The sequence below is a fragment of the Actinoallomurus sp. NBC_01490 genome (genome assembly GCF_036227085.1).
Lineage (GTDB): Bacteria > Actinomycetota > Actinomycetes > Streptosporangiales > Streptosporangiaceae > Actinoallomurus > Actinoallomurus oryzae.
The window spans coordinates 842208-868242 of record NZ_CP109433.1 but is presented as its reverse complement, the minus strand read 5'-3'; the positions used below and the strand labels follow the sequence as shown (position 1 = coordinate 868242).

At 70.3% G+C, this 26035-nt stretch carries 25 protein-coding genes and 1 pseudogene; 17 read left to right on the top strand and 9 right to left on the bottom strand.

Going from position 1 to position 26035, the window contains the following annotated elements; all coding sequences use genetic code 11:
• Positions 1–70 precede the first annotated feature (70 nt).
• Positions 71–1537 (top strand): SulP family inorganic anion transporter, encoded by a 1467-nt coding sequence (locus OG417_RS04510; RefSeq protein ID WP_329250162.1) that lies wholly within the window; start codon positions 71–73, stop codon positions 1535–1537.
• Between the two features lie 335 nt (positions 1538–1872).
• Entirely contained in the window at positions 1873–3099 is a 1227-nt protein-coding gene (locus OG417_RS04505) for an IS110 family transposase (RefSeq protein WP_329239396.1), read from the top strand.
• 64 nt (positions 3100–3163) lie between these two features.
• Here OG417_RS04505 and OG417_RS04500 read toward each other — a convergent pair whose 3' ends face one another.
• From OG417_RS04500 to purF, 3 genes are all read right to left on the bottom strand, one after another.
• Complete coding sequence (locus OG417_RS04500; protein ID WP_329250160.1) at positions 3164–3817, bottom strand: SanA/YdcF family protein; 654 nt, start codon at positions 3815–3817, stop codon at positions 3164–3166.
• Positions 3818–3878: 61 nt separating this feature from the next.
• Positions 3879–4907 (bottom strand): phosphoribosylformylglycinamidine cyclo-ligase, encoded by a 1029-nt coding sequence (purM, locus tag OG417_RS04495; RefSeq protein ID WP_329250155.1) that lies wholly within the window; start codon positions 4905–4907, stop codon positions 3879–3881.
• A complete protein-coding gene (gene purF / locus OG417_RS04490; protein WP_329250152.1) occupies positions 4904–6340 on the bottom strand; it encodes an amidophosphoribosyltransferase in 1437 nt (478 codons plus the stop codon). Before purF ends, purM begins: the two co-directional genes overlap by 4 nt.
• A 107-nt stretch (positions 6341–6447) precedes the next feature.
• Here purF and OG417_RS04485 point away from each other — a divergent pair, with 107 nt between their 5' ends.
• Together OG417_RS04485 and OG417_RS04480 are read left to right on the top strand one after the other, a co-directional pair.
• Positions 6448–6819, top strand: coding sequence for a DUF4190 domain-containing protein (locus tag OG417_RS04485; RefSeq protein WP_329250149.1), 372 nt, complete (start codon positions 6448–6450; stop codon positions 6817–6819).
• Positions 6820–6923: 104 nt separating this feature from the next.
• A complete protein-coding gene (locus OG417_RS04480; RefSeq protein WP_329250147.1) occupies positions 6924–9197 on the top strand; it encodes a WD40 repeat domain-containing protein in 2274 nt (757 codons plus the stop codon).
• A 5-nt stretch (positions 9198–9202) separates the two neighbouring features.
• Here OG417_RS04480 and OG417_RS04475 read toward each other — a convergent pair whose 3' ends face one another.
• Positions 9203–9652, bottom strand: coding sequence for a sterol carrier family protein (locus OG417_RS04475; protein WP_329250144.1), 450 nt, complete (start codon positions 9650–9652; stop codon positions 9203–9205).
• Positions 9653–9810: 158 nt separating this feature from the next.
• On the opposite strand from OG417_RS04475, the gene OG417_RS04470 reads away from it, so the two are divergent.
• Positions 9811–10920, top strand: coding sequence for a S8 family peptidase (locus OG417_RS04470; RefSeq protein ID WP_329250141.1), 1110 nt, complete (start codon positions 9811–9813; stop codon positions 10918–10920).
• Between the two features lie 53 nt (positions 10921–10973).
• On the opposite strand, the gene OG417_RS04465 is transcribed toward OG417_RS04470, so the two are convergent.
• Positions 10974–12401, bottom strand: coding sequence for an MFS transporter (locus OG417_RS04465; RefSeq protein WP_329250138.1), 1428 nt, complete (start codon positions 12399–12401; stop codon positions 10974–10976).
• 75 nt (positions 12402–12476) lie between these two features.
• Here OG417_RS04465 and OG417_RS04460 point away from each other — a divergent pair, with 75 nt between their 5' ends.
• Both OG417_RS04460 and OG417_RS04455 read left to right on the top strand, forming a co-directional pair.
• Positions 12477–13148, top strand: a complete 672-nt coding sequence (locus tag OG417_RS04460) for a TetR family transcriptional regulator (RefSeq protein WP_329250134.1) — start codon at positions 12477–12479, stop codon at positions 13146–13148.
• Positions 13149–13194: 46 nt separating this feature from the next.
• The gene (locus OG417_RS04455) at positions 13195–13734 is read left to right on the top strand and encodes a CbrC family protein (protein WP_329250131.1); all 540 of its coding nucleotides are present in this window, start codon (positions 13195–13197) and stop codon (positions 13732–13734) included.
• 11 nt (positions 13735–13745) lie between these two features.
• Here the strand turns inward: OG417_RS04455 and bla (OG417_RS04450) are convergent, their stop codons facing one another.
• Positions 13746–14708 carry a class A beta-lactamase gene (bla, locus tag OG417_RS04450; RefSeq protein WP_329250128.1) on the bottom strand — a complete coding sequence of 321 codons (963 nt, stop codon included), beginning with the start codon at positions 14706–14708 and terminating at the stop codon, positions 13746–13748.
• A gap of 62 nt (positions 14709–14770) precedes the next feature.
• Here bla (OG417_RS04450) and bla (OG417_RS04445) point away from each other — a divergent pair, with 62 nt between their 5' ends.
• The 7 genes and pseudogenes from bla (OG417_RS04445) (at position 14771) to OG417_RS04420 (ending at position 21431) form a co-directional block, all read left to right on the top strand.
• Positions 14771–15748 (top strand): class A beta-lactamase, encoded by a 978-nt coding sequence (bla, locus tag OG417_RS04445; RefSeq protein WP_329250125.1) that lies wholly within the window; start codon positions 14771–14773, stop codon positions 15746–15748.
• A gap of 5 nt (positions 15749–15753) precedes the next feature.
• Positions 15754–16989 carry an MFS transporter gene (locus OG417_RS04440; protein WP_329250122.1) on the top strand — a complete coding sequence of 412 codons (1236 nt, stop codon included), beginning with the start codon at positions 15754–15756 and terminating at the stop codon, positions 16987–16989.
• A gap of 51 nt (positions 16990–17040) precedes the next feature.
• Positions 17041–18003, top strand: a complete 963-nt coding sequence (locus OG417_RS04435) for a LysR family transcriptional regulator (protein ID WP_329250119.1) — start codon at positions 17041–17043, stop codon at positions 18001–18003.
• Positions 18004–18085: 82 nt separating this feature from the next.
• Positions 18086–18991: a serine hydrolase gene (locus OG417_RS04430; protein ID WP_329250116.1), complete on the top strand. Its 906-nt coding sequence runs from the start codon at positions 18086–18088 to the stop codon at positions 18989–18991.
• 72 nt (positions 18992–19063) lie between these two features.
• A pseudogene (locus tag OG417_RS54210) lies at positions 19064–19267 on the top strand (helix-turn-helix domain-containing protein); the annotation flags it as partial.
• A gap of 156 nt (positions 19268–19423) precedes the next feature.
• Positions 19424–19831: a transposase gene (locus OG417_RS04425; RefSeq protein ID WP_329250113.1), complete on the top strand. Its 408-nt coding sequence runs from the start codon at positions 19424–19426 to the stop codon at positions 19829–19831.
• 223 nt (positions 19832–20054) lie between these two features.
• Positions 20055–21431 (top strand): outer membrane protein assembly factor BamB family protein, encoded by a 1377-nt coding sequence (locus OG417_RS04420; protein WP_329250110.1) that lies wholly within the window; start codon positions 20055–20057, stop codon positions 21429–21431.
• A gap of 280 nt (positions 21432–21711) precedes the next feature.
• Here the strand turns inward: OG417_RS04420 and OG417_RS04415 are convergent, their stop codons facing one another.
• Positions 21712–22113, bottom strand: coding sequence for a hypothetical protein (locus tag OG417_RS04415; RefSeq protein WP_329250107.1), 402 nt, complete (start codon positions 22111–22113; stop codon positions 21712–21714).
• Positions 22114–22162: 49 nt separating this feature from the next.
• Entirely contained in the window at positions 22163–22705 is a 543-nt protein-coding gene (locus OG417_RS04410; RefSeq protein ID WP_329250104.1) for a hypothetical protein, read from the bottom strand.
• Between OG417_RS04410 and OG417_RS04405 the strand changes: the two genes are divergently transcribed.
• Positions 22705–23229: a tetratricopeptide repeat protein gene (locus tag OG417_RS04405; protein ID WP_329250101.1), complete on the top strand. Its 525-nt coding sequence runs from the start codon at positions 22705–22707 to the stop codon at positions 23227–23229. The two genes, OG417_RS04410 and OG417_RS04405, sit on opposite strands and share 1 nt — an antisense overlap.
• A 39-nt stretch (positions 23230–23268) precedes the next feature.
• Here the strand turns inward: OG417_RS04405 and OG417_RS04400 are convergent, their stop codons facing one another.
• Positions 23269–24162 (bottom strand): NADP-dependent oxidoreductase, encoded by an 894-nt coding sequence (locus tag OG417_RS04400; protein WP_329250099.1) that lies wholly within the window; start codon positions 24160–24162, stop codon positions 23269–23271.
• A gap of 70 nt (positions 24163–24232) precedes the next feature.
• Here OG417_RS04400 and OG417_RS04395 point away from each other — a divergent pair, with 70 nt between their 5' ends.
• Together OG417_RS04395 and OG417_RS04390 are read left to right on the top strand one after the other, a co-directional pair.
• Positions 24233–24856 carry a TetR/AcrR family transcriptional regulator gene (locus OG417_RS04395; protein WP_329250098.1) on the top strand — a complete coding sequence of 208 codons (624 nt, stop codon included), beginning with the start codon at positions 24233–24235 and terminating at the stop codon, positions 24854–24856.
• Positions 24857–25064: 208 nt separating this feature from the next.
• The gene (locus OG417_RS04390; RefSeq protein ID WP_329250096.1) at positions 25065–25949 is read left to right on the top strand and encodes a LysR family transcriptional regulator; all 885 of its coding nucleotides are present in this window, start codon (positions 25065–25067) and stop codon (positions 25947–25949) included.
• Positions 25950–26035 lie beyond the last annotated feature (86 nt).

The window sequence follows — 26035 nt, the reverse complement described above, 5'->3', positions numbered from 1 at the left end:
GCTCCGCCGAACCCCCCGCCTGGCCAACTCCCGCCGCCGTCAGTCCCATCCGCGACACCCAAGGTGAAAGATGGAACTCTTCCCGGCACGTGACATTCTGGCCCGCGACGTCCTGGCTTCCGTGGTCGTCTTCCTGGTCGCCCTGCCGCTGTGCATCGGCGTGGCCGTGGCGTCCGGCGTCCCGCCGGAACTCGGCCTGGTCACCGGCATCGTCGGCGGCCTCGTGGCGGGCGCGCTTCCCGGCAGCAGTCTCCAGGTCAGCGGCCCGGCGGCCGGCCTGACCGTGCTCGTGTACGAGGCCGTGCGTGAGCACGGGCTACAGATTCTCGGACTGGTCGTGCTCGCCACCGGCCTGCTCCAGCTGTCGATGGGCGCGCTCAGGCTGGGGCGCTGGTTTCGCGCGATCTCCATCTCGGTCGTCCAGGGCATGCTCGCCGGCATCGGCCTCGCGCTGGTGTTCGGGCAGGCGCACACGCTGTTCGACGGGCGGTCGCCCGGTGCCCCGCTGGCCAACCTGACGGCGCTGCCCGCGCTGGTCGCCGACTCGGCGCGCGATCCTTCGGCCCTGGCGGCCGGCGGCATCGGGGCCGGCACCCTGCTGGTGCTGGCCTGCTGGCGGTTCGTCCCCGCGTGGCTGCGGACGATCCCGGCGGCGCTGGCCGCCGTCGCGTTGGCGACGCTGGCCACCGCGCTGCTCGACCTGCCCGTGAAACGCATCGAGGTGAACGGCCTGCTGGAGTCGCTCCGGCCGCCCGCGCTGGATCACCTCGGCCGGCTCGCCGACGTCGGCATCCTCGGCACGATCATCGCGTTCGCGCTGATCGCCTCGGCGGAGAGCCTGTTCAGCGCCGCCGCGGTCGACCGGATGCACGACGGCCCGCGGACCCGGTACGACCAGGAGCTGATGGCGCAGGGCGCCGGGAACACGGTCTGCGGGATGCTCGGCGCGCTGCCGATGACCGCGGTGATCGTCCGCAGCGCGACCAACGTGCAGGCCGGGGCCCGTACCAAGCTGTCCCGGGTGCTGCACGGCGGCTGGCTGCTGATCTTCACCGTGGCGGCTCCGGCGGCGCTCGGCGTCATCCCGGTCACCGCGCTCGCCGCGGTCCTCGTGCACGCGGGGTGGAAGCTCCTGTCGCCGCGCGAGGTCGGCCGGCTCTGGCGTACGGAGCGCGGCGAGGCGATCGTGCTGATGGGCACGACGCTGGCGATCGTGTGCACGAACCTGTTCGAGGGCGTGCTGATCGGCATCCTGCTCGCGGTCGCGAAGACGGCGTGGGACGTCTCCGACATCCATGTCGACGTGCGCGGGAACGACGAGGGGCCGATCGAGATCAGGCTCACCGGCAACGCGACGTTCCTGCGCCTGCCGCGGGTGCTGGACACCCTGGAGGCGATCCCGCACGGGCGTCCGGTCGAGCTGGACCTGTCCGGACTACGCCACCTGGACCACGCGTGCCGTACGGCACTACTCTCCTGGGCCACCCAGCACCAACGGCGAGACGACACCCCCGTACGAGTCTCCGAACCCGTGTGAGAGCGCGGCCGTCCGGCCGGAGGCCGTGAGCGCTCGGTTCGTGCGAGGGGCGCCCTCACCGGGGCCTGGCAAGGTGAGGGTGCCCCTAATGGGAGGTGCCGGGTGAGTTTGTGGGACAGACTCGGTGCCTGGTAGCCGCTGGTGGGTGAGCACTCGGTGCCCCTGGACCGTTGTTGAGTCCTGGTGTGAGATCGTGCCCTCGCTGGTGGTCGGGAGCCGGACCGCTGATGGGGTGTCGTGCCCGCCGGTTGGCGTGAGCACTGGTCCATTAGGCCGCCGGTGGGCTCTCGCGGGCTGCTGATCTGGATCGATACCCCCGATGGAGCGGAGCGGCGATGTTGTTCGTCGGAGATGACTGGGCCGAAGATCACCATGATGTGGAGGTTCAGGACGGCTCGGGCCGGGCGCTGAGGAAGGCCCGGCTGCCCGAGGGTGTGGCGGGGGTGTCTGGTCTGCATGAACTCCTCGCGGCCCTCTTGCCCGATGACGGTGACCCCTCGCAGGTGGTGGTGTGTATCGAGACCGACCGGGGCCCGTGGGTACGGGCGCTGATCGCGGCCGGCTACCAGGTGTATGGGGTGAACCCCAAGGTCGCCGCCCGGCACCGGGAGATCGTGTCGGTCTCCGGCGCCAAGAGCGACAAGGCCGACGCGAGCTCCCTGGCCGACATGGCCCGGACCCGCCGTCACCAGCTCCGCCAGGTCGCCGCCGACTCCGGCATCGCCGAGGCGGTCAAGGTCTTGGCCCGTGCGCATCAGACGCTGATCTGGGAACGGACCCGGCACATGCTCCGGTTACGGGCCGCGCTGCGCGAGTACTTCCCGGCCGCACTGATGGCCTACAAAGACCTGGGGCTGACCGCCGCCGACACCCTGGAGCTGCTGGCGGCGGCCCCCACCCCACAGGCGGCCGCCGAACTCGGCCCACAGGCGATCACCGCAGCGCTCACCGGCCGCCGCCGTGACATCACGGCCAAGGCAAAGGCGATCCACGACGCGCTGAGCACCCCACACCTGGATCAAAGCCCCATCATCACCGCGGCCTACGCCGCGACGACACGGGCGACCGTGGCGGTCCTGCAGACCCTCACCAGCGAGATCAAGGCAATGGAAGAGCAGGTCGAGGCCTATTTTGGCCGGCACCCGGACGCTGAGATCTACCTATCCCAGCCTGGTCTGGGCCCCATCCTCAGCGCCCGGGTACTCGCAGAGTTCGGCGACGCCGACGGACGCTACGCAGACGCCAAGTCCCGCAAGAACTACGCCGGCACCAGCCCGATCACCCGCCAATCCGGCAAGTCCAAAACCGTCCACGCCCGCTTCGTCCACAACGACCGTCTCCTCGACGCCCTCCACATGCAGGCATCCTGCGCGATCTTGCACGACACCGGATGCCGCGCCTACTACGACGAGCTCCGCACACGCGGCACCAGCCACAACGCCGCCCTCCGCCAACTCGGCAACCGACTCGTCGGCATCCTGCACGGCTGCCTGAAGACCAGCACCCCCTACAACCCGGCCACCGCATGGGCACACCGAGTCCACCACAACACCGCCGCTTGACACCCCCAGCTCCAGGGGTGTCTCACACGCCCGCACACCCACGCGCCCGGTTGTTCTCACTGCCCTACCCCGGGGTTTGGAGGGCCTGCTTGATGCCCGGTTCCTTTGGGCCGAGGAAGTGCGGGTTCGGTCGGATCGCGAGGAACAGCGCGGCCTTGAGCCCGGCGGGCAGCTCCCGCAGGTACGACACGACGGTGGCGATCGGGGCGTACGAGCGGCTGTCGTCGCCGACGCCCACGGCGTCGATGCCGACCGACCGGCACAGCGTGACGGCGCGCGGCAGGTGGAACCGCTGCGTGATCAGGATCGCCCGGTCGACGCCGAAGATCTTCTTTGCCCGTACGCAGGAGTCCCAGGTATTGAAGCCGGCGTAGTCGAGCACGATGCGGCCGCGCGGCACGCCTTCGCCGATCAGGTAGTCGCGCATCACGAGTGGCTCGTTGTAGTGCGAGCGGCTGTTGTCGCCGGTGACGAGCAGCACCTGCACCTTGCCGCTGTGGTAGAGGGCCGCGCCGAGTTCGAGGCGCCCGGCCAGCATCGGCGAGGGCTCGCCGTTGGGGGCACCCGCGCCGAAGACGATGCCGACCGCCGTGGGCGGCGCGTCGGCGGCGCTCATCCGGTAGCGCGCCGAGCCGACGTACATCCAGCCGAGCGGCAGCACTAACGCGTAGACGCCGAGCGCGCACAGCACCACGAGCGGCGCCCTGCACCGCCACACGCCCCGCGCGAACCGCCTCACAACCGTGTACGACGCTGCCGGAGCGGCGGGAGTTCCCTGGTCAGAGGATGCGTACCGTGCCGGATCCGGGCACGACCTCGCCGAGGACCCAGGCCGGCAGCCCGCGCTCGGCCAGCAGCCGCAGCGCGGCGTCGGCGGCCGGGGCGGCGACGACCGCCGCCATGCCGACCCCCTGGTTGAAGGTCTTGTCCATCTCCTCGCGCGGCACCCGGCCGTACGACTCCAGCACCGCGAAGATCGGCGGCGGGGTCCACGAGGCACGTTCGAGGACGGCGTCGCAGGTGGGCGGCAGGGAGCGGGCGAGGTTCGCCGCGAGGCCACCGCCGGTGATGTGGGCGTACGCGTGCACCTCGGCGGACCCGGCGAGCGCCAGGCAGTCTTTGGCGTAGATCCGGGTCGGCGTGAGGAGGGTTTCGCCGAGGCCCTGGCCGAGCTCGGGCAGAGCCGTCTCCAGCGTGAGGTCCGACGTGCGCAGGATGTGGCGTACGAGGGAGTAGCCGTTGGAGTGGATGCCCGAGGAGGCGAGGCCCAGGACGACGTCGCCGGGGACGACGCGCTCGGGACCGAGGACGCGGCCGGCCTCCACGACACCGGTGCCCGCGCCCGCGAGGTCGAACTCGTCGGGTTCGAGCAGGCCGGGGTGTTCGGCGGTCTCGCCGCCGACCAGCGCGCAGCCGGCCAGGGCGCAGCCCTCGGCGACCCCGGCGACGATCGCGGCGATCCGCTCGGGCACCACCTTGCCGCAGGCGATGTAGTCGGTCATGAACAGCGGCTCGGCACCGCAGACGACGAGATCGTCCACGACCATGCCGACCAGGTCGTGCCCGATCATGTCGTACACGCCGAGGCGCCGGGCCAGATCGACCTTGGTGCCGACGCCGTCGGTGGAGGTGGCGAGCAGCGGCCGGTCGTACTTCTTGAGCGCGGAGGCGTCGAACAGGCCCGCGAAGCCGCTGGCGTCGTGCACGACCTCGGCCCGGCGCGCCTTGGCCAGGTGCGCCTTCATCAGGTCGACGGCACGGTCACCGGCGGCGATGTCGACGCCGGCGGCCTCGTACGAAGTATTCACTTACGGGCCTCTTCGAGCAGGTGTTTGCCGCGGGCGTCCTCGGCGACGTCGATCGGGTAGACGCCGTCGAAGCAGGCCCGGCAGAGGCGGTCGCGCGGCTGCCGGGTCGCGGCGATCAGCTCGTCGAGGGAGATGTAGCCGAGGGTGTCGGCGCCCAGGGAGGCACGGATCTCCTCGACGGAGAGGTTGCCCGCGATCAGCTCGGCGCGCGTGGCGAAGTCGATGCCGTAGAAGCACGGCCAGGACACCGGCGGGCTGGAGATGCGGACGTGCACCTCCTTGGCACCGGCCTCGCGGAGCATCCGGACGATGGCCCGCTGGGTGTTGCCGCGCACGATCGAGTCGTCCACGACGATCAGCCGCTTGCCCGCGATCGCCTCGCGCAGCGGGTTGAGCTTGAGGCGGATGCCGAGCTGGCGGATCGTCTGCGACGGCTGGATGAACGTGCGCCCGACGTAGGAGTTCTTCACGAAGCCCTGGCCGTACGGAATGCCGGACTCCTCGGCGTAGCCGATCGCGGCGGGCGTGCCGGACTCGGGCGTCGGGATGACCAGGTCGGCCTCGACCGGGTGCTCGCGGGCCAGGCGGCGGCCGACGTCGACCCGGGTGGCCTGCACGCTGCGGCCGGCGATCGAGGTGTCGGGCCGGGCGACGTAGACGTACTCGAACAGGCAGCCCTTGGGCTCGGGCTCGGCGAACCGCGTGGAGCGCACCCCGGCCTCGTTGATCACGAGCAGCTCGCCGGGCTCGACCTCGCGGACGATCGTGGCACCGACGATGTCGAGCGCGGCCGTCTCGGAGGCGACCACCCAGCCGTGCTCCAGCCGGCCGAGCACCAGCGGGCGGATGCCCTGCGGGTCTCGCGCGGCGTACAGCGTGCGCTCGTCCATGAAGACCAGGGAGTACGCGCCGCGGACGAGCGGCAGGACGTCCAGCGCGGCGCGTTCGACGCCGCCCGAGCCGCCGCCGAGGAGCGCGGTGAGCACCTCGGTGTCGGTGGTGGCGCCGAGCTCGCCGTCACGCAGGCGGGAGGCGAGCTCAGGGGTGTTGATGAGGTTGCCGTTGTGGCCGAGGGCCAGGCTGCCGTCGTCGGTGGACCGGAACGTCGGCTGGGCGTTCTCCCAGACGCTGGATCCGGTCGTGGAGTAGCGGCAGTGGCCGATCGCGATGTGACCACGCAGCGTGTTGAGGACCGGCTCCTCGAAGACCTGCGCGACCAGGCCCATGTCCTTGAACACGACGATGCGCGCACCGTCGCTCACGGCGATGCCGGCCGATTCTTGGCCACGGTGCTGGAGGGCGTAGAGCCCGAAGTAGGTGAGTTTGCTGACCTCCTCTCCGGGCGCCCAGACGCCGAAGACACCGCATGCGTCCTGGGGGCTGTGATCGAGGGGGTCAAGGTCGTGGGTCAGTCGTCCGTCTCCGTTCGACACGCTGCCCAGTGTAGGTGGTGACCTGGTATCCCTGTTCACGGACCGGCGCGCCGCAGACCCCGCGGGCCCCGGATCCTCCACCATGGAGAGCCGGAGGGGAGCTGTCCATGGCCTATCGACCGGTGGTGTACCCGCCGCGGCAACGCAGGGGACTCGGCGTCGCGGCGCTGGTCCTCGGGATCGCCGCGCTCGTCACGTTGCTGCTGTGCGGTCTCGGGGTGATCGTGGCCATCGCGGGCATCGTCGTCGGAATCATCGCCCTGGTGCGCGACAACGGCCGTGGGATGGCCGTGACCGGAATGGTGCTGTCGGCGCTGGCCCTGCTGATCGCGATCGCCGCGGGCGTCTGGTTCTTCAGCCGCGTCGCGCCCTGCAGCGACCGGTCGCGCTACCCGACCAAGGCCGACCGCGACCACTGCCTGGAGCACCGCGTGCCGTTCTTCCGCGCCACCGAGACCCCGGTGCCCGGCGGGCACTGAGGGGACAGATCGTTATCCAGTTGTCCGGGTGGATTCTCGCCTTTCGTGGTTAGCCTGGAAAAACGCCCCCAGCGCCTGTCCCGGGGCGTCGCGACCTACGGGGCATGTGGGGGCTGCGTATGGTGCCGATCGCACCGTTCCTCGAACTCATCGGCGAGGCCTTCTCCGTCATCGTGGAGAACCAGACGAAGCGATTAGAGATCGCCGACGCACAGGCGGCCCGCAGATCCGAGAGCCGTCACCGGACGGCGGCCAGCGCCATCCAGGGGGCGCTCGTCCTCGTCCAGGCCGGGCAGTTGCTGCACACCTGGCAGCAGAGTCGCCGGCAGCGGCTGGGCGAGCTGGGAGTCGTCTCCTCCGACTCCGGGGCCGCGGCGTACGCGTCGGGCGCCGCGGCGAGACTGAGCGAGCTGAAGGAGCTGAAACGGTACGAGGACGAGCTGTCCGCGTATCCGATCATGGGTGGTCCCGGCGTGCTGGCCGGGGCTCTGGCGCTGGACCCGGTACGCCCGCTCGTACTGATCGTCCCGCCGCGCGAGGGCGGCGACGCGACACGGTGGGGCGACCGGCTGGTCAACCGCGTGTCCTCCGACCTCGGCCGGTACCACGAGATCCTCCAGGTGCGGATCGCCGACCGGCCGTTCCAGTGGCCCCATGCCGGCCTGTACGCGAACGAGCTGGCCCAGGTGCCCACGGTCATCGTCGAACTGCTCTCCGACCGAGAGCGCCTCGACATCCGGGTGGGCGGCTGCCACCTCGGGTTCGACGATCCCCCGGTGCTGCCCATGCGGCCGATGGCTCCGTTGCGGTTCCCCCGCGCCGAGCACTGGAGCGGCGAACTCGTCGACGAGCTCAACCGGTCGGCGCCGCGCCAGGCGTTCACCCTGGTCCCGCCGAGCACCGACGACGAACTGGCGGACCTCAACCACGAGCTGGCCGCCAGGGTCTCGACGCTGTGTGCGGTGGCCATGGTCGACTGTCACCATCTGGCCCGCGTGCCGGGGTACGACGAGCGGCTCGACCAGGCGATCGCCGCCGCGGGGGTGGTCGGGACGGACTGGCCGATCAACGGGCTCATCCCGCTGCCGTTGGTCGCCGATCCCGCGTACCACCTGCTCCACCAGGCGTTGCGCCGGCAGGTCCGTGGACAGCACGCCGTGGCCGAGGAGGACCTGCGGCTGGCGGTGACGCTGCTCGCGGGCACGGACGCCGCCCCGGAGACATCGCTTCGAGAGTTGATCGAGGCGGCGTTCGCCACCGGACGGATGCACCACAAACATCTCGCCAAGCTCCGGGAGGCCGTCGAGCGCGTCCACGGTGACCGCCGGCTGCTGGACCTGCTCGACCGCGCGCGACCGTGGCGGCTGCCCTCCGGCGACGAGCCGGAACCCCAGCCGATCCCGGAGCGGCCCGCGGCCATCGAGCCGGAGCCGGACCCGGCGCCCGTACCCGTGATCAATCCGCCCGTACGGACGCCGACCGGCGCCGCGCAGCGTGTCCTCAGTCCGCATTCGGGCTGGGTCAAGGGCGTGGCCTGGTCACCGGACGGCCGGTTCCTCGCCGCCGCCGCGGATGTCGGGTACGTGTGGGACACGGCAGACGGCGGCCTGCGCGCCACCCTCATGGCCCCGGGAGCCGTGGTGAAGGCGGTGTCGTGGTCGCCGGACGGGCGGCGGCTCGCCACCTCCGGAGACGCGGTGCACATCTGGGACCCCGCCACGGGTGACCTCCAGACGACGCTCGCGCCCTCGGGCACGCGCGGGAACGTGGCATGGTCGCCGGAGGGTCGCTGGATCGCCGCCTGCGGACGGGAAGGACGCGTGCGAATCTGGGACGCCGCCACCGGCGAGCTGCGCCACACCCTCGACAACTCTCCTCACGTTGCCCAGTCCGTCGCCTGGTCACCCGACGGACGGCGGCTCGCCACCACCTGCTCCATCCAGCACGTACCCATCTGGGACCCGGTCACCGGCACGGAGGTCGGGGGCGTCTCCACAGAGGAGACAGACGCCCCCATCGGGGCGGTCGCGTGGTCGCCCGACGGGCAGCTGATCGCCGGAGTCAAGAACGCCGGCAACCACCTCTTCGTGTGGGACACGGCCACGCCAACGCCGAAATTCCGCGTCCATGCCCGGAAGCTGGCCTCCGTCGCGTGGTCTCCGGCCGGTGATCACATCGCCACCGGCCACAATCACCAGATCATCAACCTCTGGGCCCCGGCAACCGGTGACCTGACCCGCACGCTCGCCGGCCACATCGCGGCCCGCTCACTCACATTCCGGACCATGCCGGTCGCGTGGTCACCCGACGGGCGCCTTCTCGCGTCCGGCGGCGTCGACCGTACGGCGCGGATCTGGGACGTCTCGGCCGACGGCTGACCCGCTCAGGCGTGATCCCCGTACGGCCGTACGGGGAGGCGGCTCGACAGGTCGGCGCGTTCGCCGCTGGCGCTGATCCGGTCGTGGGCCTCGTCCCAGGTCGTACGGCCGGTGGCGAGCATGATCCAGGTCTTGGCGTCGGTCTCGATGACGTTGGGCGGTGTGCCGCGGGTGTGCCGGGGGCCCTCGACGCACTGGACGGCGGCGTACGGCGGCACGCGTACCTCGACCGAACGGCCGGGGAAGTCCGTCGCCAGCCGCTCCAGCAGGAGCCGCACGGTGACCCGCAGGGCGGTGCGGACGGGCTCCTCGCCGGCGTCGTAGGTGGCGAGCACGGCCGTGACCAGGGCGTCCTCCAGGCGAGCCTCGGGCGGCGGCGGCTCGTCGGTTCGGCCGAGGGCGTTGAGCTGGTCGTCGAGGGCGGCGCGCAGCCGCTCGGGTCTCAGTCGGGCCATGGCGGGACCGACGGTACCCGTTCCGCGGGCGCCGGCGGCCGGTCGTCGGATGTTCTTGCTGTGATCAGAGTGTTTATGGGACATTTTCGTGATTGCCGTGGCCTGTCACGGTCGCCGGCACCCCACCGGCCGCGAACCCCCCGATTCAAGGAGCCCCCATGCGGGTCCCCCGACGTTTCCTCCTCGGCCTCACGGCCGTCGCGTGCGCGTCCGTGCCGCTGTCCGGCGCGGTCGTCGCGCCTCGGGTCGCGGTCGCCATGGCGGCCGACAACGGCATCCGGGGCCAGTACATCGTCACGATGAAGCACTCGAGCCAGGTCTCGCGCGCGATCGCCTTCCCGACGGTCCACCGGTTCACGGACGGGTTCGCCGCCAAGCTCTCGGCGGCTCAGCTCGACCGGCTCCGGCGCGACCCTAACGTCGCCACGATCGAGCAGGATCAGGTCATGAAGATCTCCACGACGCAGAAGAGCCCGACATGGGGGCTGGACCGGATCGACGAGGCGAAGCTGCCGCTGTCGCACACCTACACCTACAAGCACACCGCCTCGAACGTGGACGCGTACGTGATCGACACCGGCATCGAGACGACGCTCAGCCAGTTCGGCGGCCGGGCGGACACGGTGTACGGCGACGAGGACTGCAACGGCCACGGCACGCACGTGGCCGGGATCATCGGGTCCACGTCGTACGGGGTGGCCAAGAGCGTACGGCTGCACGCGGTGCAGGTGCTCGGCTGCGACGGCTCGGGCAGCACGTCCGATGTCATCGCGGGCGTCGACTGGGTCCGTACGCACCACGCCGCCAAGTCGGTCGCCAACCTCTCGCTGGGCGGCGCGAAGTCGACCGCGCTGAACGACGCGGTCACGGCCCTGTCCAAGTCCGGCGTGTTCGTCGCGGTGGCGGCGGGCAACGACGGCGCCGACGCCTGCAAGAGCTCGCCGGCCGGCGCCGGGAGCGTGGAGGCCGCGGCGGCCAGCTCCTCCAGCGACACGCGCGCGTCGTTCAGCAACTACGGCTCCTGCGTGGACGTGTACGCGCCCGGCGTGAACATCAAGTCGACCTACCAGGGTGGCACCGCGTACCTGAGCGGCACGTCGATGGCGTCCCCGTTCGTGGCGGGCGTCGCGGCGCTGTACAAGTCGGCGTACGGGCAGGCGACGTTCGGCACGATCCAGAAGTGGATCACCGCGCACGCCAGCAACGGTGTGATCAAGAAGAACAAGTCCGGCACGCACAACCGGCTGCTCAACAAGAGCTCGCTCTAACCTGAACGAGAAAGGGCCGGTCGCCCCCGCGACCGGCCCCTCTCACCCCCGGATCAGGCGACGGGCACCATCTCGGGCTCGGCGGACGCCGGCGTACGGTGCCGGGCGCGCAGTGTGGCGAGGCTGAGCGGCGCGCCGACGAAGACGATCGCGGCGGCGATGAGCAGGGCCAGCTGGTAGCCGGACAGGAACGCGTGGATCGGCGTCGCGCCGCCCCGCAGTACGGCCGCCTGGCGGGAGGTGAGGATCGCGCCGACGATCGTGACGCCGAGCAGGCCGGAGACCTCGCGGGCGGCGTTCATGACGGCGGAGGCGGCGCCCGCGCGGCCCGGCGGCAGCACGCCGATGATCGCGTCGTTGAGCGGCATCATCGTGAAGCCGGAGCCGACGCCGAACGCCACGAACGCGGGCATCAGGTCCATGAAGTGGCCGTGCTCGCCGACGAACGTGACCATGACCAGCCCGGCCGCGTTCAGCGCCAGCCCGAGCGCCACCGTGACGTGCGTGCCGATCCGGCGCGCGAGCCCGCCCGCGACCGGGGCGATCGCGGCCATCATCAGTGCCATCGGGATGAACGCCGCGCCCGCCTCGGTCGGGGAGAAGCCCAGGACGTTCTGCAGGTACATCGCGGTGAAGAAGTAGACGCCCATCACGCCGAAGCCCCACAGGATCATCGCGCCGGTGCCGCCGCTGAAGGTGCGGATGCCGAAGAGGGACAGGTCGACCATGGGGTCCCCGGTACGCCTCTCGACGATGACGAAGGCGGCCCCCGCGACGGCGGCGACGGCGAACGCGCCGAGGATCAGGCCTGAGGTCCAGCCCTGGTTGTGCCCCTCGATCAGCGCGTACGTGACGGAGAACAGCGCGACCGCCGAGGCGATCAGGCCGGGCAGGTCGAGCCGGCGCCGTACGGCGTCCCGCGACTCCCGCATCGAGACCATCATGATCGCGACCGTGACGACGCCGACCGGCACGTTGATCAGGAAGATCCAGCCCCAGTCCCAGCGCTCGCTGACGAAGCCGCCGGTGAACGGGCCGAGCGCGAGGGCGAGCGCGCTGACCGCGCTCCAGACGCCGACCGCCCGGCTGCGCTCCTTCTCGTCCGGGAAGGTCGCGGAGATGATCGCCAGGGTCGAGGGGATGCTCGCGGCGGCGCCGAAGCCCTGGAGCACCCGGGCGACGATGAGCATCTCCTGGCTGGTCGCGAGCCCGGCGACCAGCGAGGCGACGGTGAAGACGGCGATCCCGCCGACGAAGAGCCGCCGTCGCCCGTACACGTCGGCCAGCCTGCCGCCGACCAGCATCAGCCCCGAGAAAACGAGGATGTAGCTGCTCACGATCCACTCCAGGCCGGAGATGGACAGGTGCAGGTCACGCTGGATCGACGGCAACGCGACGTTGACGACGTTGTTGTCCAGGAAGGTCATGAACGTTGCCAGCGCGACCCCGACCAGGGTCCACCAGCGTCGCGTGGAGGACATCCCCGCTCCTCTACATTGTTCTTATACGTCGTACATGTACTGCGTATAAGACCCTGTACGGCGTATAGTTGTCAAGTGGCCACTGGAGAGGAACGGGCTCGGCTGAGCCGGGAGACGGTCGTCGACGGGGCGATGGCGCTGACGGACGCGGAGGGCCTGGACGGCCTGACGATCAGGCGGCTCGCCCAGCACCTCGGCGTCACGCCGATGGCGCTGTACTGGCATTTCAAGAACAAGGACGAGCTGCTGGACGGGCTCGCCGACCGGCTGTGGTCGCTCGTCGACGCCTCGGTCGACGCGTCCGCGCCGTGGCCGTCACGCCTGCGGACGCTGATGAACTCGATGATCGAGGTGCTGCGGGCCCACCCGTACGCGGCGCCGCTCATGGTGACGACGCAGCCCGAGGCGGCGCAGCACTGCTTCGACATCATGGAGGCGGCGCTGAAGATCCTCGGCGACGCGGGCTTCACTCCGGCCGAGGGCGCGATCCTGTGCCGGCACGGGCTCCGTACGGTGACGACGCTGGTGGTCGGCGACCCGGGCCTCAAGCCGCAGCTGACGGAGGAGGAGGCCGAGGAACACCTCCGCCGCAAGCGGATCACCCTGGAGACGCTGTCGCCCTCGCGCTATCCCTGCCTGATCGCGGCCGCCGGCCCGCTCACCAAGATCGACGACCCGGAGGTCGAGTTCACCTTCGGCGTGGACCTGTTCGTCGCGGGCGTCGAGGCCCTGGCCGCCAGGCGTTAGACGAGGCCCTGGCCGCCGAGCCTCGGACCCACCTAAGGTGCTCAGGGTGGCTGACCTTGGAGAGTTGCCGGTCTTCGTCTATCACCCGGACCCTGTGGGAACGGGCTCGGTCAAGGTTTCGGAACAGACGTGCGCCAACTGCTCCCAGCGGCGTGGCTTCGTCTACACCGGGCCGGTCTACTGCGCGGATGAGGTCGAGGCGCTCTGCCCCTGGTGCATCGCCGACGGCAGCGCCGCCGAGCGGTTCGACGCCGTCTACTGCGACGTCTTCCCGCCGCCGGGGGTCGACGGCACGGTGGTGGACGCGATCGCCAGGCGCACTCCGGGCTTCAGCGGATGGCAGCAGGAGCAATGGCTGTTCCACTGCGGCGACGGCGCGGCGTTCCTCGGCCCGGCGGGCGCGCGTGAGCTGCGCGGAGACGAGTCGGCACTGTCGTCGTTGCGGGACGAACTCAGCACCCACCGCTGGACCGATGACCAGATCGACGGCTACCTGGACGCCCTCGACCGCACCGGCCAGCCCACGGCGTACCTCTTCGAGTGCCGCTCATGCGGCACCCACCTCGCGTACTCCGACTTCACCTAGACGCGCCGTGGTCACGAGCCGGTGAGATCGGCGACGATCAGGCGGGTGGCCTTGGCGATCAAGGACTCCTTGGGCGGGGTGCGGTAGCCGGATCGGTCGGACATGACGGCCAGCACGAGCGGCGCGGCGTGCGGCGGCCACACGATGGCGATGTCGTTGGCCCTCCCGTAGTCGCCGGTCCCGGTCTTGTCGGCCACCTTCCATCCCTGGGGAACGCCGGCGCGGATGCGGCCGGCGCCGTTGGTACTGCGTTCGAGCCAGTCGCTGATCAGGGCGCGCCTGTCGGTCGTCAGGGCGTCGCCGAGCACGAGTCCGCGGTAGTCGGCGGCGATCGCCCGTGGGGTGGTGGTGTCGCGCGGGTCGTGCGGGGGGATCCTGTTCAGCTTCGGCTCGTAGTCGTCCATGCGGCTGACGGTGTCGCCGAGTTCACGCAGGTAGGCGGTCAGTCCCGCGGGGCCGCCGACGTCGCGCATGAGCAGGTTGCCGGCCGTGCCGTCGCTGTGGCGGATGGCGGCGTCGCACAGTTGCCTGATGGTCATTCCGGTCGCGACGTGGTTCCGGGTGATCGGCGAGATGGAGTCGACGTCGGCCCTGGTGTAGGTGACGCGCTTGTTCAGGTGGCTGAGCGGGTTCCGGTGCAGGACCGCCGCCGCGGCGAGCGTCTTGAAGGTGGAGCAGAACGCGAAGCGCTCGTCGGCGCGGTAGGCCACGGCGGCGCCCGTACCGGTCGCCAGGGCGTACACGCCCAGACGGGTGTCGTGCTCGCGCTCGAGCGCCGCGAACCGCGAGAGGTCCGGTGACCTGGTGGCGCCGCGGCTCGGTGACGGGGATGGCGGCCTGGAGATCGCACGATGACCCGCGTCGCACCCCGTGAGCGGCAGAAGGGCGGCGGCCACCAGCAACGCGCGGCGGGACGGGGTGGGCCGCTCCCCGAGCGTACGGTCGTCTCGGCCAGCTTTGATATCGAAACTCATATTAGTGATCAATCAATTCACATATTGGACACAATCGGCAGGGCTCTGATCTTCTCTCACGCATGCGTACTGGCTCATCACGATTTCGTACGGCGTTCGGCGCCGCGGGGATCGCTCTGTCCACCCTCGTCGCCTTGGCCGGCTGCGGTGACGCGACCGCGCGGAAGGCGGTTCCGCGGAGCGCCACGGCATCGCTTCGCGCGCCCGCGACGTCGCCCGCCTCGTCCCAGGCGGAGGTCGGCCGGGAGCTGCACCGTCTCGAACAGCGGCACCACGGGCGGATCGGCGCGTACGCGATCGACACCGGGACGGGCCGGGTCCTGAGTTACCGGTCCGGCGAGCTGTTCCCGGAGGCCTCGACGTACAAGGCCATGGTGTGCGGGGCCGTGCTGCGCAAGGCGCGCGGGTCCGACCCGGGGCTGATGGACCGGGTCGTCCACTACACGCGCGACGACGTGGTGGACAACTCGCCCGTCACCGAACAGCACGTGGACACCGGCATGACCGTCGCCGACCTGTGCGACGCGGCGATCACCGTGAGCGACAACACGGCGGCCAACCTGCTGCTCAAGCAGATCGGCGGGCCGTCCGGGCTCACCGCGTTCTACCGTTCGCTCGGTGACCCGGTCAGCCGCCTCGACCGCTGGGAGACCGAGCTCAACATCTGGAGGCCCGGGGAGAAGCGCGACACCACCATGCCCTCGGTCTACGCCCGCGACCTGCGGGCGCTTACCCTGGGCGACGCGCTCGCGCCCGCCGACCGGACCCGCCTGACCGGCTGGATGAAGAAGACCACGACCGGGAACGCGCGCATCCGGGCCGGGCTGCCGAAGGGCTGGACCGTCGGCGACAAGACCGGGACCGGCTCGACGTACGGCGCCACGAACGACATCGCGGTCGCCTGGCCGCCGTCCGGCGCGCCGGTGGTCATGGTGATCCTCACCAATCGCCGGGCCGCGGACGGCGCCACCGACGACAAGGCCGTCTCCGAGACCGCGGCCATCCTCGCCCGCGGGCTCGGCAGGGCCGGCCAGAGCTGATTCGGATGCCGTCCGGCGGCACAGCCGTCGCGTCCCGTCCGCCCGGCCCGTGGCGGCCGGCCGGACGGGACGCCGCCGACCGCCAGGTGATCGCCGTCGTCGTGGCCGTTCAGGTCGCCGCGGCGCTCGGCTACTACGCGGTGATGGGGCACATCGTCGCCCATCTACGGAACGACACCGGCCTGCTCGCCGGGACGATCGGCTTGGTGCTCGGCACCCGGTTCCTCGTCCAGTCGGCGCTGCAGCCGCTGCTGGGCGCGCTGATCGACGTACTCGGGGCGCTGCGGACCGGGGCGTTCGCCTGCGCGCTCCGCGTCGCGAGCTTCGCGCTGCTGGCGACGGCGGACGGGCCGCTCGGCCTGTTCGGCGCGGCCTGCCTGCTCGGCGCGGGCGGCTCGCTGTACGTCCCGGCCGTGCAGGCGGTCATCGCCGGGACGTCCCCCGCACGCCGAGCGGGCGGCTTCGCCGCCTATCTGGTCGCCGGGCAGGTCACGGCCGTGGTGGCCCCGCTCGCAGGGCTCGCCGTACTGAAAGGCGGCGGCTTCGGGCCTCTCGCCGTGGTCGGCGCGCTGTGCTGGGCGATCGCCGGTGGCCTGTTCCTCTGGCTCCACCTGCGCCGGCGCGGGGTGGATCGGGTCGTCTCTCGTCGTGGAGCCGGTACGGCGACGCTCCGGGGCGTGGCCACCGTCGTTCGCGACCGGGTGTTCCTCCGGTTCGCCGGGGTGACCGCCGGCAGCCTCCTGCTCGCCGGAGAGACGACGACGGTCGTGCCCCTGAGGGGCTTCGGGTCGGCGTGGACGACCGTGTTCTTCTGCGCCGCCGCCTTGGCCACGGCCGTGGTGCAGCCGTGGTGCGCGGCCGGGAGCCGCGCCGACCGCCCGCGCGTGCTCCAGGTGGGCCTGCTGATGATGGGCGCGTGCTACCTGACGCTCCTTCCCCTGGACGGGGACGGCAGCGTGCCCCAGATCACCGGCCTGGTGGCGGCCGCCGCGCTGGCCGGAGCCGGGCAGGGCCTCATGCAGTCCTCGGTCTTCCAGTCCATCGCCCGGTACGCCCCGGCCGAAAGGGTCGGCGCCTACCTGGGGGTGTCGTCGTTCATCTCCGGCATGGTGGTGTTCGCGGGCGATCCCGTGGTCGGAGCGCTCTTCGACGCCGGGCCCGTGGGGACGACCGCCGCGCTGGCCGCCCTCACCCTCCTCGGGCCGGTGTCGGCGGCTGCCTGCGCCCGTCGCCTTGAATAAGGAATCGGCTATCGATCTTTGGTAATACCGGAAACGATATGATTGCGGGCCGTGAACCTGGTGGGGCATCTGACCTGCTTCGTCGTCGTCGCCGAAGAACTCCACTTCGGCCGCGCGGCGGAGCGTCTCGGGATCGCCCAGCCGCCGTTGAGCCAGCGGATCCAGCGGCTGGAGAAAGAGCTCGGCGTGCGGCTCTTCGACCGGTCGAGCCGGAAGGTGGAGCTCACCGCGCCGGGGCGGCTCCTGCTGGAGGAGGCCCGTGAGATCCTCGTCCGCGTGGACCGCGTCTACTCCGTCGCCGAGCGGGCGCGCCTGGGTAAGGTCGGCGCGGTACGCGCGGGCCTGCCGAGCGATCTGGGCGGGCCGATCGTCGCCGCGCTGATCGCCGCGTTCCGCGAGCGCCGCCCGGACCTGCGCCTCGAACTCCGCGAGACCGGGACGGCCGAGCAGATCAGCGCGCTGGCCGAGGGCGCGCTCGACGCCGGCATCGTCCGGCACCCATGCGACACCCGCGACCTGGAGATCGGCCCGATGCTGGGCCAGCCGGTCGGCGTGCTGCTGCCCGCGCATTCGCCTCTCGCCGCCTCCGCCGAGGTGCACCTCGCCGACCTGTCCGGGCAGGACCTGGCCGTCTTCCCGCGCGACGAGGCGCCCGGGACGCATGATGAGTTGCTGGCGACCTGCCGCCGCCACGGGTACGCGCCGCCCGCCGTCCACCAGGCGCGGCATCCGCAGTTCGCGCTGGGTCTCGTCCTGGCCGGGACGGCCGTTGCGCTGGTCCCGCGCACCGAGGACACCGGCGGGGCGACCTGGCGTCCGTTGCTCGGCGAACCGCTCATCTGGCGTACGTCGTGCGTGTGGCGGCAGTCCCGCGACCCCGACCAGGCCGGCGCCATCGCCGACTTCACCACCGTCGCGACCGCCGTACTGCGCCGCGAGGCGGCCATGACCCCGCTCGACGCCGCGCCGGCCCGCCGCGTCGTCCAGCGCCCTGCCTCGGGGTTCCTCGCATGAGCGAGGGAGGTGGCATGACCGGGCGAAGCGACGGAATCGAAGACACGCCCCTGCGGTCACCCTCCCCGACGAAGGAGGGCTCATGACCACGCCTGACGCGGACGTGCACGCGCGGATCGAGGCGGCCTTCCGCGACGCCGGGGTGACCGGGTACCTGCACGCCACCGACATCGACAACGGACGGCAGGTCGCGGTCCGGGCCGACGAGCCCGTCGTGCTCGCCTCCGTCTTCAAGGTCCCGCTGCTGGTCGCCTTCCACCGTCAGGCCGCCGACGGCCTGCTCGACCCGACCGAGCCCGTCACGCTGCGCGCCGATGACCGCACGTCGGGGCCGACCGGCGTGTCCGTACTGCTGGACGAGGTCCGCATGTCCCTGCGCGACCTCGCCTGCCTCATGATCACCGTGAGCGACAACACCGCCGCCGACGTGGTGCTGGACCGCGTCGGCCTGGACGCGGTCAACACGACCACCGCCGCCCTCGGCCTGCCCACCACCATGGTGGACGGCGGCGGCCGCCACCTGCTCGACACGATCTTCGTCGACGCCGAGGCGACGACGTTCAGCGAGGTCTGGGCCCGGCTGGACGAGCCCGGCATGATCGGCCGCCTGCGCGCCCTCGACCCGCTCCGCACCAGCCACAGCACCCCTCGCGAGATGACCCGGCTCCTCGGCCTGATCTGGCGCGACGAGGCCGCCCCGCCCGCCGAGTGCGCGGCCATGCGCCGCCTCCTCGCACTCCAGGTGTGGCCACACCGCCTGTCGTCCGGCTTCCCGTACGACGACGTGGTCGTCAGCGGCAAGACCGGAACGTTGCTGACGATCCGCAACGAGGTCGGCGTGGTCGAATACCCCGACGGCGGCCGCTACGCCGTAGCCGTCTTCACCCGCTCCCTCCTGCCGATCGCCGTCCTCCCCCAGGCCGACGCCGTCATCGGCACCACCGCCCGCCTCGCCGTGGAATCACTCCGCCGCAGCTACAGAGGTTGAACGGCTGGGGTCTGATCATGGTGTGCGGCGTGTCGGCGTGATCTTGGCTGCCAAGTGATTTATGCCGGGGTCATGAGGTATCCCGATGGTGGCGGTCTGTCCGCTTCGGGACGGACCAGACGGGAGAAGGTGCGGCTGCGAGCCGCGCGGATGTTTGAGCAAGGGATCAAGCCGGTGCAGCTGGCCCGAGCGTTGCGGGTCAGTACGAAATCGGCCTACCAGTGGCGGCGGAGATGGCGGGCTGGCGGCGAGACAGCGCTGGCGTCGAAGGGCCGGGCGGGTCGGCCTGGCGACTCAAACCAGCCCAGCTGGACCGACCGGCCGCAGCGCTGGATGAGGGTCCGGCCGCGCACGGGTGGGACCAGGATCAGCGCTGGACTCTGGCCCGTATCACCACCCTCATCGGGCGGATGTTCCACGTCCCGGGGCCATGTGTTCTACCGGCTGCGTATCCACCGCGGCCGCAAAGGCGAACGCCGCAGTTTCTCCGAAGCCGACTACGCCGCCGAGATCACCGCCGCCCACCAGCGACTACACGGCCCGATTATCCTGATCTGGGACAACCTCAACACCCACATCAGCGCGCGGAGGCGTGCCTTCATCGATGCGCACGCCGGGTGGCTGACGGTGGTGCGCCTGCCCGCCTATGCTCCCGATCTCAACCCCGTCGAAGGCGTGTGGGCCCAGATGAAGAACGGCCTGGGCAACCTATCCGCCGGCACCGTCGACCAACTCGCCGCCACCGTCAAGAACCGACTCAAACGAATCCAGTACCGACCCGAACTCATCGACGGTTTCCTCGCCCAAACCGGACTCACCCTCGAATCAGAACCCCCATAGGCCAACCCCCCAACCTTTCAACCTCTGTAAGAGCACACCACAGCCTCCACCGATCCCGGAGTGCTTCAATTTAGAGATGCCATTACTTGTCCTCGCTGGACTGTCATGGGAGGGGACCGCACCTGCGGGTGCTCTCTTATGAGCAGTCGTAGCAATCTGAACTGTGGATTCGATGGGTAACAGACGTTTTCCGAACATCCGTGCTCGGCATCGGTGGTCATGGATGACCGGCGTCCTCGTGGTGCTGGTCGGCGTGGTCACAGGGGTCGTCGTGTTGCGCATGGACGACGGGATGGAGGGACCCTACGGGCAGTTTCCAGGTCCGCTCGCGACAAGACCACCCGAGAAGACGCCCCACCCCGTTGCCTCCGCGTCCTGGATCGAGGTTCCTGACTGGTCCTCGTATGGCGTGCTGGTATACGGCGGGCTCGCGATGGGATCCGCAGGGCCGGAAACGGCCCCTAGTGACCTGTACGCGATCAGCATCGCCTCCGGAAGGGTTTACTGGCATTTCGACAAGCCGTCCAGGCCTCTGACCCTGGACAGGGCGACGGGTGGCTTGATCGCCGGCACCGGACACGACATCGTGGCGATCAACGCGAAAAGCGGACAGGTCCGCTGGTCGTCGTCACCTGGTATCGGTGACGTCACGCAGGCGGTGTCGGCAGGCGATCGCGGCCTGCTCGTTTTCAGCGACGATGCCGTCGCCGGTGTCGATCCCGCCTCGGGACGTACACGGTGGACGGCCCGTCTCTCGCGCGAATGCCAGAGGGCGGCGGCCTTCGAGCGGCCGGTCGTCGTCGACGGTACCGCCGCATTCCTCTGCGGCATCCACTGGGTCGAACGCCAAAACCTGCGGCGACACGTTTCCGAACGGGTCGGCGGTCAACTGACCGCGTTCGACGTCGCGACCGGACGTCGCTGGACCGTTAAAGCCGGGCAACTGCTACCAAACGGGGAACTGTTCCTGGGGCAGGGCCCTCAAGAACGGCTTTCCGTCATCGTCAGGGCCTCCGGCGACGACGGGCGCGGGATTCTCGTGATGCTGGACCCCATGACAGGGGCAGTCCGCGCTCGCCGAGACACTCCGTACGTCCTGAACCCGGTCTTCGCCGACGGAGTCCAGATCGGCAGGTGCCCGGTCGGCGGGGGCAAGGTGGTTGTCTGTGGCAGCGACCCGCACAGGGGACGCCGACTCTGGACAGACACTCCACAACAGTTGGTCTTGCCCAGGAACTCCGCAATAGAGACGGCCATTACTGTCACCAACGGCCGCGCCTACGTCCTGATGAACGAGGACGTCGCCCTGTCGGGCACCGAGGACGCCACCCAATGGTTGGTCGTCCTCGACGTCCGAACCGGCGCTCGCCTGGCACAGTGGCAGCTCGAGAAGGGTGCCCCACTCCGCTTCTCCGGTCCGGCACCCATCACAGACGGCGTCATCAACCTGGACACCTTCCCAGACGATGGCAGCACCGGCACCGATGTCGCCTCGTTCCTGTACGCGGAAAGCCCAGCAGCCGCAAAGCCCCGGTCCCTCTTCCCAGCCCCCTCCAGATTCGACCTAATATCGGACACTCTGAAGAGCGTTCTGACCTGAGCCCACAGGCCCCCGGATAGTCACCGTCCGCCGTCAGGGTTGTCGTCAAAGACTCGGAAGCGATAAGGCTACCGGACCTTTATCCCCTAGCGGTTTCCCCCTTGACCTCCCGATTCTTTAGAGTGACTCTTACCGAAGAGGGGACCAAATCTGGACGGGAGGCAGAGGCAATGGGGCTAAGATTCATTGGGATCGATCCGGCAACGAACGGTGGAAACTGCCCATCCGTATGGGTAGATGAGGAGACCGGCGACTTCCTCTTCCAAGGGTGGGAGATTTCTTAGGCCGCCACACTGTCCGAGGTCTCGAACCGCAGCCCGTCCAATTGCTCGGCGAGTTGATGGGCAGTTCCGCAGTGGCCGCCGAATCGGCGAGCGCGCTCACCCTCGCCGAGTTGTGCGGTCATCTGCCGCTCGCCCTTCGGATCGTGGCCGAGCGTGCCGTCAACCGTCCGCGGCTGTCGTTGGCGGAGCTGGTCGAGGAACTCGTGGGCGAGCAGCACCGGCTCGACGCGATGGCCTCGGCGGAAGACGAACTCAGCGACACCCGCCGTCTTCTCGTGGTCGTACCACGCGTTGTCCCCCGAACTGCGCACGACGTTCCGCCTGCTCGGCATGCATGAGGGCCCGGACATCGGCGTGGCGGCCGCGGCCGCTCTGACCGGGAACGACGTGGCGATCACCAAACGGCACCTTCAGGCTCTCGCCGACGCGCACCTGCTCCAGGAGAAGTCAACGAACCGCTTTCACCTGCATGACCTGGTTCGGGCCTACGCGCTCGAACGCGCCGGCGCGGAAGAGAGCCAGGAGGCCCGGATCAAGGCCGTGCGACGGCTCCTGACCTGGTATCTGCTGACCGGGGACGCGGGCCGCCGCGCCATCCTGCCGTACTCCGCGTCCTTCCCGCTCGTCCCGGCGGGCGGTATATCCGTGATCGACGAGTTCGAGACCGGTCCGGCGGCGATGCGCTGGTTCGACACCGAGCGGCTGAACCTCCATGCGGCCCTGCGGCAGGCTTCCGAACTGGCCCAACTCGACATCGTCTGGAAGCTGGCCATCGCCGTCAGCAGCTACCTGGAACTCAGCTCTTATTGGGCGGAATGGGAGCAGACCGTCGCCCTGGGGCTCGACGCGGCACAGACGCTCGGCGACCGTCTCGGCGAAGCCGCGAGCCTGTCCATCCTCGGTGACGCCGCCTGGCGCGGCGGCCGACCCGATGAGGCGATCGAAAGGTACGAACGGACCGCCGAGATAGCGCACGAGATCAGTGTCCATTGGCTGAGGGTTTCGGCCTGCGTGGCCAGGGCCTCGTCCATGAGGAGCGCGGGCACCACGACACCGCCGCCCGGCTCTTCGAATCGGCGCTCCAGGTCTTCCGCGCGGGCGGGTTCCGCCGTGGTGAGGGCATGTCGCTTCTCAGCCTGGGCAAGTGCGCCCGGGCACTCGGCGACCCGCCCACCGCGCTGGCCCGCGGCGCCGCCGCGGTGGAGATCTTCGAAGAGATCGGTGACACGTGGACCGTCGCCTGGGGGAGCACCGATCTGGCGGCGAGCCACATCGCCGCGGGACAGCTCACCGAGGCACAGGACGCGCTGCGTACGGCGGTCGAGATCTTCGACGACTTCGGCGACCGCCGGTGCCAGGCCGAGTCGCTCACGCTGCTCGGTGAGGTCCTGCGCGACTCCGGCGACCCGCGAGCGGCCCGCGACTGCTGGCGTCAGGCGGCGGAACTCTATGAGTCCCTCGCCGATCCGCGGGCGGCCGAGGCGCGCGCACTCCTGGACGCCTCGGACGGCTAAGGGGCCGACCCGGCCTGCCGTCAGTGCGCAGGAGACGGCTCAGACGACCACGACTCGGCGTCCGCGCGTGTGGCCGGCTTGGCTGTCGATGTGCGCTTCCGCGGCCTCGGCGAGCGTGTATGTCTTCTCGACCGGGATGTGGAGTCTTCCGCGCGAGATGAGGGTGACGGCCTCGGCGAGGGCCTCCGGCATGTTCCCGGCCACGCCAGAGAATCGGACGCCGAGATCCGGTGCGCCGAGATCGGCGATGGAGATCACCTTCTGCGGATCACCGGTCAGCTCGACGAGTTCGCGGATCACACCCGAGCCGGCCAGGTCGAGAGCCGCGTCGACGTGGCCGAGCTGCCGCACTCGGTCGGCCCAGCCCTCGCCGTACGTCGTGGCGACGGCGCCCAGGCTGCGCAGATAGTCCTGGTTCGCCGCCCCAGCGGTGCCGATCACCGTGATGCCGCGGTCGCGGGCGATCTGCAGCACCGCTGATCCGACGCCCCCGGACGCGCCGCTGACCAGCAGCGTCTGCCCGGGCCGCACGCCGACCTGGCGGATGATGCGCAGCGCGGTCTCCACCACGGAGGGGTACCCGGCCGCCTCTTCGAACGTCAGACCCTCGGGCATCCGGGCCCAGGCCGACAGGACGGCGAACTCGGCGTAGGTGTTCGAACCCTCGCCGAACACGTGGTCGCCGACCTCGACCCCTTCGACGCCCTCGCCGACCTCGTCAACCACCCCGGAGGCGTCCTGCCCGACTCCGGCGGGCAGCTCGATCGGGTGGACCTTCTGGAACTGGCCTTCACGGATCCTCCAGTCGACGGGGTTCACGCCCGCCGCCCGTACGGCGATGCGTACCTGACCGGGGCCTGCGTGGGGCTCCTCGGCGTCCAGAAGTCGCAGAACGTCCGGACCGCCGAACTCGGCGAAGCTCACTCTCTTCATGCGGGCGACCGTAGCACTAACCGTTAGGTTTTTGAAACCGTTACGACTTTGTACCTGCTAGCGTTGGCGCATGACCGTGCCGCCCGGGCGCCGTGAGCGTAAGAAGGCCGCGACCCGCCAGAAGATCGCTGACGCCGCCCTGCGGCTCTTCCTCGAACGCGGGTACGACGCGGTGGGCATCCGTGACGTGGCCGCCGAGGCCGACGTGGCCGTCACCACGCTCTTCTCCCACTTCGCCTCGAAAGAGGCCCTGGTGTTCGAGCAGGACCAGGACTTCGAGCAACGCCTCACACGGGCGGTCACCGACCGGGCGCCGGACGAGCCGCTCGTTCCTGCGCTGCGCCGCGAGATCCAGGCCTTGGTGCGCCACTGCACGGCGGACAGTGCCGCCCCGATCTGGCGCATGATCGACGAATCACCGGACCTGCGGGAGTACGAGGAGTCGATGAGGCTGCGCCACGCGGAGTCGCTGGCAACGGCCATCGCCGCCGATCTCGACCTGCCACCGGCCACGACGGCCTGCCGGACGATCGCAAGATTCGCGATCGACGCCTACTCCCTGGCCCGCGAGGCAACCGACCCAGAGGCCGCGGTGAACGAGATCTTCCAAATGATCGAGGCGGCCTGGAAGGCCGCCCACCCGTCTCTTCTGTCAGCCGAACCAGAGCCCACCCCCACCGCCAAGAGCAGCTAGCGCAGCCCACCGGCCCTCGTCATGCACGCCGGCCTCGGCGGCTCCGGCAGTGATCTGCCCGGCCACATCCTTCAGCGCCATGTTCGGGACCATCGCGTGCTCGGCCAGCGGCGACGAATGAGCGACACCGCCCGAACCCGCTGCTGACGCCGTCGAATCGTGCTCGCTGTGTGCCGTCCGATTGATCGGCCGATGTGATAATCGGCGCATGGAGCTGCGCCAGTTGGAGTGCTTCGTCGCCGTCGTGGAGGAGTCCAGCTTCACCCGGGCCGCGGCTCGGCTGCACGTTGTCCAGTCCGCGGTGTCGGCGACGATCGCATCCCTGGAACGGGAGTTGGAGACACCGCTCCTGCTGCGCACCACCCGGCAGATCGCGCTCACCGACGCCGGGCTGCAACTGCTGCCGAAGGCGCGGGCGACCCTCGAGGCCGCCCGGGACGCGCGTGACGCGGTTCACCAGGTCACCGGTGGCATCCGCGGCACGCTGCGCATCGGGACGATGAGTTCACTCGGGCTGATCGACCTGCCCGCCCTGTTGGGACAGTTCCACCACGAATACCCCGCCGTGTCCATCCACCTCGCGATCGTCGGCACCGGATCGCCAGGACTCGTGGCGGCGTTGGCCGAGGGCCGGCTCGATCTGGCGTTCGTCTCGATGCCCGGCCACCAACCGGCCGGTGTGCGCGTCCGGGATCTCACATCCATCCCGTTGGATCTCGTCGTCCCGCGAGATCATCCACTCGCGGGGCGGAGCGAGGTGGCGATCACCGAACTGGCCGACGAGTCCTTCATCGACTTTCCGCTCGGGTACGGCAACCGCACCGTGACCGATCGAGCGTTCGACGCCGCCGGACTCACGCACCACGTCACGATCGAGATCACCGACATCACCGCCGGCACCGACTTCGTCCGCCACCGCTTCGGCGTCGCCCTGCTCCCGCGCACGGTCCTGCTGCCCGACGAGGACCTGGCCGTGCTCCGCGTCACCGGCGCCGACCTCGACTGGCCCATCTCATTGGCCACGGCCACCGGCCGTACCCCCGGGGCCGCTGCCCGAGCGTTCGAGCAGTATGTCGAGCGATACGTGGCGTAGAACTGCTGAAGTATCGACTTATCTCCGGTTCCGATCGGAGTTATCGAAAACCGTCGTTGGACATTGTGCGGCGTCCCGATAAAACT

Coding starts and splice junctions, on each gene's coding strand:
- OG417_RS04510 (WP_329250162.1), top strand. CDS start 71: ATGGAACTCTTCCCGGCACGTGACATTCTGGCCCGCGACGTCCTGGCT.
- OG417_RS04505 (WP_329239396.1), top strand. CDS start 1,873: ATGTTGTTCGTCGGAGATGACTGGGCCGAAGATCACCATGATGTGGAG.
- OG417_RS04485 (WP_329250149.1), top strand. CDS start 6,448: ATGGCCTATCGACCGGTGGTGTACCCGCCGCGGCAACGCAGGGGACTC.
- OG417_RS04480 (WP_329250147.1), top strand. CDS start 6,924: ATGTGGGGGCTGCGTATGGTGCCGATCGCACCGTTCCTCGAACTCATC.
- OG417_RS04475 (WP_329250144.1), bottom strand. CDS start 9,652: ATGGCCCGACTGAGACCCGAGCGGCTGCGCGCCGCCCTCGACGACCAG.
- OG417_RS04470 (WP_329250141.1), top strand. CDS start 9,811: ATGCGGGTCCCCCGACGTTTCCTCCTCGGCCTCACGGCCGTCGCGTGC.
- OG417_RS04465 (WP_329250138.1), bottom strand. CDS start 12,401: ATGTCCTCCACGCGACGCTGGTGGACCCTGGTCGGGGTCGCGCTGGCA.
- bla (WP_329250128.1), bottom strand. CDS start 14,708: ATGAGTTTCGATATCAAAGCTGGCCGAGACGACCGTACGCTCGGGGAG.
- bla (WP_329250125.1), top strand. CDS start 14,771: ATGCGTACTGGCTCATCACGATTTCGTACGGCGTTCGGCGCCGCGGGG.
- OG417_RS04440 (WP_329250122.1), top strand. CDS start 15,754: ATGCCGTCCGGCGGCACAGCCGTCGCGTCCCGTCCGCCCGGCCCGTGG.
- OG417_RS04430 (WP_329250116.1), top strand. CDS start 18,086: ATGACCACGCCTGACGCGGACGTGCACGCGCGGATCGAGGCGGCCTTC.
- OG417_RS04420 (WP_329250110.1), top strand. CDS start 20,055: ATGACCGGCGTCCTCGTGGTGCTGGTCGGCGTGGTCACAGGGGTCGTC.
- OG417_RS04410 (WP_329250104.1), bottom strand. CDS start 22,705: ATGGACACTGATCTCGTGCGCTATCTCGGCGGTCCGTTCGTACCTTTC.
- OG417_RS04400 (WP_329250099.1), bottom strand. CDS start 24,162: ATGAAGAGAGTGAGCTTCGCCGAGTTCGGCGGTCCGGACGTTCTGCGA.
- OG417_RS04395 (WP_329250098.1), top strand. CDS start 24,233: ATGACCGTGCCGCCCGGGCGCCGTGAGCGTAAGAAGGCCGCGACCCGC.
- OG417_RS04390 (WP_329250096.1), top strand. CDS start 25,065: ATGGAGCTGCGCCAGTTGGAGTGCTTCGTCGCCGTCGTGGAGGAGTCC.